The organism is Cellulomonas algicola, assembly GCF_003851725.1.
GTDB lineage: Bacteria > Actinomycetota > Actinomycetes > Actinomycetales > Cellulomonadaceae > Cellulomonas > Cellulomonas algicola.
The window spans coordinates 1-10,758 of record NZ_BHYL01000298.1 but is presented as its reverse complement, the minus strand read 5'-3'; the positions used below and the strand labels follow the sequence as shown (position 1 = coordinate 10,758).

Genomic DNA, 10,758 nt, shown 5'->3' with positions numbered 1-10,758 from the left:
CGCGCTCGGGTGGCCGCGTCGCGGCCGCGACGCGGCGGCGTCCGCGGACGTCGGGTCAGAGCGCCGCGGCCGCCGCGGCGATGTCGGTGCGGTGGTGCGAGCCGGCCAGCTCGATCTGCTCGACGCCCGCGTAGGCCGCCTCGCGCGCCGCGGCCAGGTCGGCGCCGACGCCCACGACCGACAGCACGCGGCCGCCGTTCGACACGAGGTGCGCGCCGTCGACCTGGGAGTCGTCGTCGCCTGCGGGGTTCTGCCGCAGCGCGGTGCCCGCGTGCAGGACGTGCACGCCGGGGAGCGACTCGGCGTCCTCGATCCCGATGATCGGGTCGCCGCCGCGGACCGTGCCCGGGTAGCCGTGCGACGCGACGACGACCGTCACCGCCGCCTCGTCGCGCCACTCCAGCGGGGGCAGGTCCGCGAGGGTGCCCGTCGCCGCCGCGAGCAGCACGCCCGCCAGCGGCGTCGCGAGCCGCGGCAGGACGACCTGCGTCTCCGGGTCGCCGAAGCGCGCGTTGAACTCGACGACACGCGTGCCCTTCGAGGTGAGCGCGAGGCCGCAGTAGAGGACGCCGACGAACGGCGTGCCGCGGCGGGCCATCTCGTCGACCGTCGGGCGGGCGACGAGGTCGAGGACCTCGTCGACCAGGCCCTCGGGCACCCACGGCAGCGGCGAGTAGGCGCCCATGCCACCCGTGTTCGGACCGGCGTCGCCGTCGAGCGCGCGCTTGAAGTCCTGCGCGGGGACCAGCGGGACGACGGACGCACCGTCGGACAGCACGAACAGCGACACCTCGGGCCCGTCGAGGTACTCCTCGACGACGACCCGGCCGCCCTCCTTCTCGACGCACGCGCGCCCGTGCTCGAGCGCGACCGCGCGGTCGTCGGTGACGACGACGCCCTTGCCCGCGGCGAGCCCGTCCTCCTTGACGACGTACGGCGCACCGAACGCGTCGAGCGCCGCGGCGACCTCGTCGACCGTCGACGCGACGCGCGGCTCGGCGGTCGGCACGCCCGCGGCGGCCATGACCTCCTTCGCGAACGCCTTCGACCCCTCCAGCCGGGCGGCGTCGGCCGACGGGCCGAACACGGGGATCCCGGCCGCGCGGACGGCGTCGGCCACGCCCGCCACGAGCGGGGCCTCCGGGCCGACGACGACCAGGTCCGCCCCGAGCTCCGTCGCGAGCGCCGCGACCGCCGCGCCGTCCAGCTGGTCGACCGCGTGCAGCGTGGCGAGCGCACCGATGCCGGGGTTGCCCGGCGCGGCGTGCAGCGCCGTCACGGCCGGGTCGAGGGACAGCGCACGGACGAGGGCGTGCTCACGGGCACCGGTGCCGACGACGAGGATCTTCACGGGCGCCGAGCCTACCGAGCCGCCCGCCCGTGCCGACCGCCCGTCCGACGACCGGTCGCCGACCCGCGCGCGGCCGGAACCGGACGCCCGTCTCGCCCGCCTGCCCCCCGGGACCCCCGCGGGCTCGATACCGACATGGGTGCCGTTCGCACGCTCGGAACGGCACCCGTGTCGGTATGAAGGCGGGCCACCTGGCCCGGCGGTCCGGTGGGTGACGACGTGCTGCGGGTCAGGGCGCAGGCCGGGCGGGGTCGTCGGCGGGGAGCGGGAGGCCGTCGAGGTAGATCCGGTAGCGGCGACGGCCCTCGGTCTCGCCGGCCTCCTTGCGTGCCTTGGCCGCGTCGATGTGCTGCTCGAGCACGCGCTGCACGGCGGCGATGACGTCGTGCGCCTCGGCGGGCGTGAAGTCGGTGGTGATGCGGTCGTTGATCTGCGCGTCGTCCCACTCGGGCTCGTGCGGGGAGGACATCCACCGGGTCAGGACGTCGGCGCGGTCGGCGACGACGGCCTGCAGCATCATGCGCGCGGCCGGTGCGGTCGCCGGGTCCTCGAGCATCGCGTGGCCGTCGATGCTGAAGCCGACGGGCTTCCACCACCGCTCGCGGCCGCCGGTGTGCGCGGGGTCGTCCTCGACGAACCCGAACCGCTCGAGCTGGCGCAGGTGGTAGCTCGTCTGGCCGCTGCTCTCCCCCAGCAGGCGGCCGAGCCGGCTCGCGGTGGACGGCCCGATCTCGCCGAGCAGGTTGTACATCGCGATGCGCAGGGGGTGCGCGAGCGCCTTGAGCGCCTCGGGCGAGATGGGTCGCTCGGCGAAGAGCGCCAGCCGGTCGGAGGCCTCGCCGACCGCAGGGGCAGGCGGCGCGGCGGTCGGCGGTGCGGCCGCGGGCGGTGCGGCTGCGGTCGACGGCGTCGCCGCCAGGTCGTCAGCGAGCGCGCGCGTGCCCGCGGTGTCGTGGGGGGTCTTGCGCTCGGCCATGTGCAGAGATACCTTTGCAAAGTCTTCTCTGCAAAGAACCCTTTGCAGAACGTCCTCTTCAATCCTAGGGGCGCACGATGAGCACGCAGCACTCCCCCGCCGCAGCCGCACCCGTCGAGCCGCCTGCCGTGCCGCCCGCGGAGCCGCTCGGTCGCCGGTTCACCGCCGCCCTCGGCGCCACGGGCGCCGCGAACCTCGCCGACGGCGTCCTGGGCATGGGCGTCCCGCTCGTCGCCCTCACGCTCACCCGCTCGCCCGGGCAGATCGCCCTCATCACCGCCGCCGCCTGGCTCCCCTGGCTGCTGCTCGGGCTCGTCGCCGGGGTGCTCGTCGACCGGCAGGACCGGCGCGTCGTGCAGATCGTCGCGATGGCCGTCCGCGCCGCCGTCCTCGCCTCCGCCGTCGGACTCATCGCCACCGACCGGCTGACGATGGCCGCGCTCGTCGTCATCGCGCTCGTCTACGGCGCGACCGAGGTGTTCGCCGACCTCGCCGCAGGCGCACTCGTCCCCGACCTCGTGCCCCGGTCGCGGCTCGGCGCCGCCAACGGCCGCACGCTCGCCGTCCAGACCGTCACCAACTCGTTCGTCGGCGCCCCGATCGCCGGTGCCGTCCTCACGCTCGGCACCGGCTGGGTGTTCGGCGTCCCCGCCGCGCTCGCCGTCGCGGCAGCCGTGCTCCTGTGGCGCGGCATCCCCGGCCGGTACCGCCACGAGCGCACCGAGCGGAAGCGCGCCGGCCGGGAGGTCGTCGAGGGCGTCACGTTCCTCGCCAAGCACCGCGTCCTCGGCCCGCTCCTGCTCTCGGGCTCGCTCATGAACATGGCCAGCACCGGCTACTTCGCGGTCTTCGTCCTCTGGGCGGTCGGTCCCGGATCCGAGCTCGGGATGCGCGCCGAGCACTACACGCTGCTCGCGGCCACGCTCGCCGTCGGCGCGGTCGGCGGGTCCTTCGTCGCCGAGGCCCTCACGCGGCGCGTCGGCGAGGTCCGCCTCATGCTCGGCTGCTGGCTCGCGAACAGCCTGCTGCTGGTCGTCCCCGTCCTCGTGCGCAGCGTCGGCGCCGTCGCCGTGACGCTGTTCCTGCTCGGCTTCACCAACACGATCGGCAACGTCATCTCGATGTCGATGCGCCAGCGCATCGTCCCCGCGACCATGCTCGGCCGCGTCGGCGGCGCCGGCCGGACGCTCGGCTACGGCCTGATGCCGGTCGGCGCGCTGCTCGCCGGGTTCGTCGCCGAGACCTGGGGCCTCGAAGCCGTGTTCGTCGGCGGCACCGCGCTCGCGGTCCTCGCGACCCTCGGCTCGATGGCCGTCGTCCGCCAGCGCCTGGTCGACGAGGCCGAGGCCGCCGTCCTCGCCGCCGAGCCCCGCACCGACGACGAGACCCCGCACGACGACGGCACCCCGTCCGACGACGCCGACACCCACGCGACGACGGGCGGCGACGTCCGACCCACCGCCGCGCAAGGCGTGCTCGACGAGACCGTCACGACGGCCCGCACCCCCGACGAGCCGGTCCGTGCGGATGCCCGGCCCGTCACCCGACCCCTCGCGGAGGCCACCGCCTGACCGGCGAGGGCACCGACGGCACCCGGCCACGGGAAGGGGCGGGTGCCGTCGGCGCGCTCCGTGGGTCGGCGGGACCGTCAGTCGAGGGCCGACGCGCCGACGCGCTCACGTGCCCAGGCCCGGACCTGCGCGTGCGCCTCGCGCGGGTCGTCGTGCCAGGGCCACGTCGCCAGGTGGCGGTGGGTCTCGGCGAGGTGCGGCACGGCCTCCTGGGGCAGGTCCGCGAACCAGCAGGCGTAGGCGAGCAGGTTGTGACCCCAGGCACGGCCGACCGGCGACGGTCCGCCCTCGGACCACCGGGTCGCGGCGGCGAGGATCTCCGCACGCACCTCCCGGCCCTGCAGGAAGCGCTGGCTGTCGCCGCGGGCCCAGCCCTCCTCCAGCAGGGCGACGACGACCAGCAGGTTGCTCGCGTGGCCCGCGGGCGACGCGGCGGCCTCGGTGCGGGCGAACCGCAGCATCTCCTCGGACGAGCCGAACCACTTCGCGGCCTTGAACTGGAGCGCCTCGAGCAGCCCGCCGCGGTGGTGCGGCGCGACGGCGAGGAGCTGCGCGAGGCGGCGCTCGTGCTCCACGACGCCGAGCTGGAGCCCGCGAGCGACGGTCAGGCGCGACGCGAGGACCGACGCGTCGTCGGGGCTCACGTGCAGGGCGGTGTCGGCGTCGGCGTCCGTGTCCTCGAGCACCGCGAGGAAGTCGGGGACGTTCTGCGCCTGGAAGTCCGACCCGCGCAGCATCCACGCCCGCTCGACACCCGCCGCCACCCGGCAGGCGAGCGCGTGCGGGTTCGACGGCTCCTCCTGGAGCCACGTGTCGAGCCACCGCCCGCGACGCGCCGCGAGGGCGGCGAGCTCGCGGACCCGGTCGTGGCGGGTGTCCGGGTCGAGCGTCGCCGCGAGCAGGTGCGCGGCGGGCCTCCAGTTGCCGGTGGCCGCGGCGTCGCGGGCGGCGCGCAGGTCGACGTCGTCGAGCGCGTCGTCGGCCTCGACGTAGTCCCCCGGCAGCGGGTCGGCGAGGACGAACAGGCCACCGGTCGCGACCCGCAGGACGAGCTTGCCCACCCGTGTGACGGTGAGGGCGAAGACGACCGCGGCGGTGCTCCAGCACGCGGTCCAGGCGATCCGTGCGGGTGCGTACGCGTCGGCGACGACGAAGGCCAGCGCGGCGAGCGCGACGATCACGCCGAGGTACGCGACCACGAGGCCCTGCGTCTTGCCGCCGCGCGGGGAGAACCACCACGGCCCGTCGGCCCACAGACCGAGCAGGCGGTGCGCGGGCGTGCTCGCGACGCCGAGGACGAGGAGTCCGATGGCGGCGATCACGAGCGCGCCGAGCATCACGTACGCGGCGGGGGTGTCCCAGGCGGCGGCAGTCACGGCCGCGGAGTATGCCAGCCGGTGCACCGCCGCCGCGGCTGCCGGGTCACCGCCCGTCGCGACACCGCATGTCGCCAACTGGACGTGCGTCCAGATTCACCCGTTCAGACGATGGCGGTCGGCGCGATCACTCGTTCGGGTCGAACGGCCGGCAGCCTCCGCGAGCTCCCGGGTGAGCGGTCAGGCCAGGAGGTCGTGGCGGATGATCGTCGCCTCGCGGCCCGGGCCGACGCCGATGGACGAGATGCGGGTGCCGCTGATCTCCTCCAGCCGCTCGACGTAGCGCTGCGCCGCGACGGGCAGGTCGTCGAACTCGCGCGCGCCGGTGATGTCCTCGGTCCAGCCGTCGAGGTACTCGTAGACGGGCTTCGCGTGGTGGAAGTCCGACTGGTCTGCGGGCATCTCGTCGTGGCGGGTGCCGTCCACGTCGTACGCGACGGCGACCGGGATGCGGTCCTTGCCGGTGAGGACGTCGAGCTTGGTGAGCACCAGGTCGGTGAGGCCGTTGACGCGCGCCGCGTACCGGACGACGACCGCGTCGTACCAGCCGGTGCGCCGCGGGCGGCCCGTCGTCGTGCCGAACTCGCCGCCGGTCTGGCGCAGCCACTCGCCGTCGTCGTCGAGCAGCTCGGTCGGGAACGGGCCCTCGCCGACGCGCGTCGTGTAGGCCTTCGCGACGGCGACGACGCGGTCGATGCGGGTCGGGCCGACGCCCGAGCCGGTGCACGCACCGCCCGCGGTCGCCGACGACGACGTCACGAACGGGTAGGTGCCGTGGTCGATGTCGAGCATCGTGGCCTGGCCGGCCTCGAACACGAGCGTCTTGCCCGCGTCGAGCGCCTGGTTCAGCACGAGCGGCGTGTCCGCGACGAACGGGCGGACGCGGTCGGCGAAGCGCAGCAGGTCCTCGACGGTCTCGTCGACCGTGATCGCGCGGCGGTTGTAGACCTTCACGAGCAGGTGGTTCTTCTGGTCGAGAGCACCCTCGACCTTCTGCCGCAGGATCTTCTCGTCGAAGAGGTCCTGCACGCGGACGCCGACGCGGTTGATCTTGTCCGCGTAGGTGGGTCCGATGCCGCGGCCCGTGGTGCCGATGCGGCGCGAGCCGAGGAAGCGCTCGGTGACCTTGTCGAGCGTGCGGTTGTACGGCGCGATGACGTGCGCGGCCGACGAGACGAGCAGGCGCGAGGTGTCGACGCCGCGGGCCTCGAGGGCCTCGATCTCCTGGAACAGCACCTCGAGGTCGATGACGACGCCGTTGCCGATGACGGGGACGACGCCGGGCGACAGGATGCCGGAGGGCAGCAGGTGCAGCGCGTACTTCTCGCCCCCGACGACGACCGTGTGACCGGCGTTGTTGCCGCCGTTGAACTTCACCACGTAGTCGATGCGCGAGCCGAGCTGGTCGGTCGCCTTGCCCTTGCCCTCGTCGCCCCACTGGGCGCCGAGCACCACCACTGCAGGCATCTGTCACCACTCCTACCTGCCTGCGATGCGGGGACGCACGGCGGAGACCGAACCGAGGAGGCGCGGCGCTTGCACGTGGACCCGGGCACGGGCGGCAGTGACCCGGTACCTCCGAGAGGGTACCGGACGGTCAAGGAACGGTCATGGCCGGGCCCCCGTCCCGACCCTGCCCGCGGGCGGCTCAGCGCAGCCCGGCGACCTCCTCGGCCGACGTGCCCGAGTCGACCAGGAACTGCTCGCAGCGCTGCGACTCCTCGGTCTCGCCGATCGCCTCGGCCGCCTCGGCGAGCGCGAGCAGCGCGCGCAGGAACCCCTGGTTCGGGGCGTGGTCGACGGGCACCGGACCGCGGCCGCGCCAGCCCGCGCGCCGCAGCGCGTCGAGGCCGCGGTGGTAGCCGGTCCGCGCGTACGCGTAGGCGGCGACGGGGTCGCCCTCGTCGGCGAGCGCCCGCTCCGCGAGCAGCGCCCACACGAGCGACGACGCCGGCGCGACCGGGACGACGTCGCGCGGCGACGAGCCCGCCGCGAGGGCGGCCCGCGCGTCCCCGTCGGGGCCGTCGGCGGGCAGGTGCGTCGGGGCGGGTCCGTCGAGGAGGTTCTCGTGGCTCATGGGCCCAGTCTCTCCCCGACCGGCCGCCCGCGTGGTCCGTCCGGGGGACATCTGCGCGCACAGCAGGCGATCCGGGCGCCCGTCCAGGTTCCGCGGATGCGCGGGCGTGGGAGCGCAACTACAGTCGATCCGCCGGACCCCTTCCCGGCGCCCCGCAGGAGCTGGGTGACCCCCCGAACCCGGTGGATGTCCATGATCGAGATCTCCACGTCGTCGACGACGACCACGCTCGTCATCACCGGCGACCTCGACCTCGCGGAACGCGACCAGTTCCCCGAGGTGGCCGCCCGTGTCGTCGGGCTCCGCCGTCAGCTGCTCGTGATCGACATGTGCGGCGTGACGTTCATGGACTCGACGGGGGCCGCGTTCCTCATCTCGCTGGCCGACGCGAGCCGCAAGCGCGGCGGGGCGACCGTCCTGCGCGGGGCCGACTCGCGCGAGCTGTTCGTCATCGAGATCTGCGGCGCGACCGAGCTGTTCCGCATCGACCCGGACCACCGCTGCGCGCACGGCACCGAGCAGGACGTCGTGCAGCCGGACGGCGCACCCGCGCACTGACTGCTCGGCGAACCGCGCTGACTGCTCGGCGACCTGCCGGCGTGACCGCGCGACGACGCCTCAGCGACCCGTCTCCGGCAGGCTCCCCGGCCGGACCTTCGCCCACACCAGCTTGCCGCCGCGCGACTGACGCCAGCCCCAGTCCGCGAGCCGCTCGACGATCTGCATGCCGAACCCGCCGACGCGCCCCGGGTGCCCGTCCGTCGACACCGGCGGTGCCGGGTTGCCGTCCTCGACCTCGATGCGCAGGCCGTCGCCCGTGTCGTAGAGCTGCAGCGACACGTGGCCGAACCCGTGCAGCACGGCGTTCGCGACGAGCTCGGACACGACCAGCTCGGCGTTCGCGGCGTCGGGGATCTCCCACGCCTGGCAGGTGCGCACGACGGCGTGCCGGGCCCGTCCGATCGACGACGGCTCGTTCGGCAGCGACCAGCGGCGCCTCCGCGGGCTGCGCGCACGCTCGAGGTGGTCGCGCGGGTCGGGGACGCGCACGACGACGACTGCGACGTCGTCCTCGGGGTGGTCCGCGAGCCGGGACAGCAGCTCCTCGCCGATGCCCGCCGCGTCCCGCGCCGTGATGCGCGACGCGACCCCCGCGAGCGCCGCGAGGCCCTCCCGGAGCCCGCGGTCACGCCGCTCGATGAGGCCGTCGGTGTAGTAGACGAGGACGTCGCCCTCGACGAGGTCGAGCGTGCTCGTGCTCCGGACGCCGTTGCCGAACCCGATGAGCGCACCGCCCGCGTCGCGCAGCTCGGTCGCGACGCCGTCGCGGACGTGCAGCACGGGCAGGTGGCCGGCGCGCGACCACTCGAGCCGCCAGCCCTGCTCGCGGCGGGTCAGCGTCGACAGGACCAGACCGGCCGAGCGCGGGATCCGCATGCCCGTGACGAGCTGGTCGACGCGCTCGAGCACCGGGCCGGGCGTCGTGATGTCGAACGTGTAGGAGCGCACGACCGAGCGCAGCTGGCCCATCGCGGCGGCCGCCTCGACGTCGTGCCCCACGACGTCGCCGATGACGACGCCCGCGACGTCCGGGGAGATCTGCAGCACGTCGTACCAGTCGCCGCCGACCTGCACGTTCTCCGAGTTCGGCGCGTAGTAGGTCCACACGTCGAGCCCGTCGACCTCGGCCTGCTCGGGCAGCATCGCCCGCTGCAGCGTCTCCGCCAGGCGGTGCTCGCGGTCGTACAGGCGGGCGTTGTCGAGCACGAGGCCGACGCGGCGTGCGGTGAGCTCGAGGATCGTCATCGCCGCCGGCTCGATCGCGCGCAGGCCGCCCTCGTCACGCGGGACGACCGCCATGAGCCCGAGCACGCGTCGGCGGCCCGGCACGGGGAAGACGACGGCCCGGCCGCCCGACGGTGCGGGCTGCCCGTCCGTGGGGTGCTGGGCCTGGGCGCTGACGTGCTGCGCGAGCCACTCCGAGGCGCTCCCGCACGCGTACACCGCGTCGAGCGCGAGGTCGACGGGCCGGTCGCGCTCGCCGTCGAGCAGGAGCTGCACGACGTCCGGGGCGTCGGGGCGCGGACCGCGCGTGGCCGTGCGGAACGCGTCGCCGCGGTGCCCCCGGCCGGGCCCGCCGTCGATGCCGTCGGCGGCCCGCAGACCGCGGTCGTTGAGGAAGAAGCCGGCCCAGCCGACGACGGCGTGCCGCAGGACCATCGCGATCTCGCGCAGCGCGTGCGGGTCGTCGACGTCCATCAGCAGGTCGGAGACCTGGGCGATGAGGCCGAGGCTGCGCCGCTCGCGGCGCTCGGCCTCGACGAGCGCGGCCTGCTCGGCGTCGTGCGACAGCTGCTCGGTCATGTCCTGGAACGCCGCGACCCAGTACCGCGGCGTGTCGTGCGCGTCGTCCGACGGGACCGGCGACAGGTGCACCTGGCACACGAACCGCGACCCGTCGGCGCGACCGAGCGTGAACGTCGGGGTGAACGGCCGCGCCGCGAGGAGCGCCTCGGCGAGCTGCATGGCCCGCACCGGGTCCCGCTCGAGCTCCGCACGGATCGCGGGCTCACGCTCGTGCGCACCCTCGAGGCCGTACCCGACGGCCCGCTCGAACGCCTCGTTGACCCACACGGCGGTGAGGACCGCGTCCCGGGACTCGAACAGCCCCATGGGCACGACCGTGGCCGCGAGGGCGCGCGCGTGCAGGTCGGGGGTCCCGGACGGCGTCGCGGCGGGCAGACCACCCGACATCGGATCCGCGTGGGAGTTGACCACCACCACCTCCGATCGTCTAGCGTGCCGAACGGGCGAGTCGTCGAGGCAGTCGACAGCGCGCCTTCGAGGCCGGCACCAGAAGGAGCACTGTGCGCGACGGTAACAGCAGCAACCCGGACGAGTCGGCGACGCCCGACGACGTGGCCGGTCGCGTCGTGGGTGAACCCGGTGCGGTCCACGTGATCGTCGGCACCGACCGCACGCGCATCGTGCTCTCGGGCGAGGTCGACGCCGACCTCGGACCGGAGCTGCAGGAGGCGACCGCCGAGGCCGAGCAGGTGGGTCTGCCGATCGAGGTCGACGCCCACCACGTGACGTTCATGGACTCGTCGGGCGTCGCGTTCCTCGCGCGCCTGTCGATCCGCAGCCAGCACCGCGTGCGCCTGCTGCGCGTGCCGCCGACCGTGCGCTTCCTCCTCGAGGTCACGCGCATCGGCGAGCTGCTCGACGTGGTCGAGGGCACGGACGACTCGGCGTTCCAGCCGGTGGGCGACGCCCCGGCGACGAACGGGCCGACGACCCCCTGACGACTCCCGCGGCGCGTCGCCGACGGCGATGCGCCCGCGACTCGCCCGGACGCCCGGACATGACGACGGGCCCCGACCACCGCGGTGGTCGGGGCCCGTCGG

Annotated in this window: 9 protein-coding genes; 3 read left to right on the top strand and 6 right to left on the bottom strand. The window is 74.9% G+C overall.

Annotated elements, in window-relative coordinates:
- Window positions 1–55: 55 nt before the first annotated feature.
- Window positions 56–1,351: a phosphoribosylamine--glycine ligase gene (purD, locus tag CTKZ_RS16900; RefSeq protein WP_124344037.1), complete on the bottom strand. Its 1,296-nt coding sequence runs from the start codon at window positions 1,349–1,351 to the stop codon at window positions 56–58.
- A 229-nt stretch (window positions 1,352–1,580) separates the two neighbouring features.
- On the bottom strand, window positions 1,581–2,327 hold the full coding sequence (locus CTKZ_RS16895; RefSeq protein WP_124344036.1) for a winged helix-turn-helix domain-containing protein: 747 nt from the start codon (window positions 2,325–2,327) through the stop codon (window positions 1,581–1,583).
- Between the two features lie 77 nt (window positions 2,328–2,404).
- Here CTKZ_RS16895 and CTKZ_RS16890 point away from each other — a divergent pair, with 77 nt between their 5' ends.
- Entirely contained in the window at window positions 2,405–3,898 is a 1,494-nt protein-coding gene (locus CTKZ_RS16890; protein WP_235843532.1) for an MFS transporter, read from the top strand.
- 77 nt (window positions 3,899–3,975) lie between these two features.
- Here the strand turns inward: CTKZ_RS16890 and CTKZ_RS16885 are convergent, their stop codons facing one another.
- The 3 genes from CTKZ_RS16885 to CTKZ_RS16875 all read right to left on the bottom strand — a co-directional run bounded on the left by CTKZ_RS16885 (window position 3,976) and on the right by CTKZ_RS16875 (window position 7,351).
- Entirely contained in the window at window positions 3,976–5,274 is a 1,299-nt protein-coding gene (locus CTKZ_RS16885) for a hypothetical protein (protein WP_124344035.1), read from the bottom strand.
- A gap of 180 nt (window positions 5,275–5,454) precedes the next feature.
- Window positions 5,455–6,741 (bottom strand): adenylosuccinate synthase, encoded by a 1,287-nt coding sequence (locus tag CTKZ_RS16880; RefSeq protein WP_124344034.1) that lies wholly within the window; start codon window positions 6,739–6,741, stop codon window positions 5,455–5,457.
- Between the two features lie 181 nt (window positions 6,742–6,922).
- Window positions 6,923–7,351 carry a DUF3151 domain-containing protein gene (locus CTKZ_RS16875; protein ID WP_124344033.1) on the bottom strand — a complete coding sequence of 143 codons (429 nt, stop codon included), beginning with the start codon at window positions 7,349–7,351 and terminating at the stop codon, window positions 6,923–6,925.
- A gap of 192 nt (window positions 7,352–7,543) precedes the next feature.
- Here CTKZ_RS16875 and CTKZ_RS16870 point away from each other — a divergent pair, with 192 nt between their 5' ends.
- Window positions 7,544–7,909, top strand: a complete 366-nt coding sequence (locus tag CTKZ_RS16870; protein WP_124344032.1) for an STAS domain-containing protein — start codon at window positions 7,544–7,546, stop codon at window positions 7,907–7,909.
- A gap of 60 nt (window positions 7,910–7,969) precedes the next feature.
- Here CTKZ_RS16870 and CTKZ_RS16865 read toward each other — a convergent pair whose 3' ends face one another.
- Window positions 7,970–10,129 carry an ATP-binding SpoIIE family protein phosphatase gene (locus CTKZ_RS16865; protein WP_124344038.1) on the bottom strand — a complete coding sequence of 720 codons (2,160 nt, stop codon included), beginning with the start codon at window positions 10,127–10,129 and terminating at the stop codon, window positions 7,970–7,972.
- 89 nt (window positions 10,130–10,218) lie between these two features.
- On the opposite strand from CTKZ_RS16865, the gene CTKZ_RS16860 reads away from it, so the two are divergent.
- Entirely contained in the window at window positions 10,219–10,656 is a 438-nt protein-coding gene (locus CTKZ_RS16860; RefSeq protein WP_124344031.1) for an STAS domain-containing protein, read from the top strand.
- The last annotated feature ends 102 nt before the right edge of the window (window positions 10,657–10,758 follow it).

Coding starts and splice junctions, on each gene's coding strand:
- CTKZ_RS16870 (WP_124344032.1), top strand. CDS start 7,544: ATGATCGAGATCTCCACGTCGTCGACGACGACCACGCTCGTCATCACC.
- CTKZ_RS16875 (WP_124344033.1), bottom strand. CDS start 7,351: ATGAGCCACGAGAACCTCCTCGACGGACCCGCCCCGACGCACCTGCCC.
- CTKZ_RS16895 (WP_124344036.1), bottom strand. CDS start 2,327: ATGGCCGAGCGCAAGACCCCCCACGACACCGCGGGCACGCGCGCGCTC.
- CTKZ_RS16880 (WP_124344034.1), bottom strand. CDS start 6,741: ATGCCTGCAGTGGTGGTGCTCGGCGCCCAGTGGGGCGACGAGGGCAAG.
- CTKZ_RS16890 (WP_235843532.1), top strand. CDS start 2,405: ATGAGCACGCAGCACTCCCCCGCCGCAGCCGCACCCGTCGAGCCGCCT.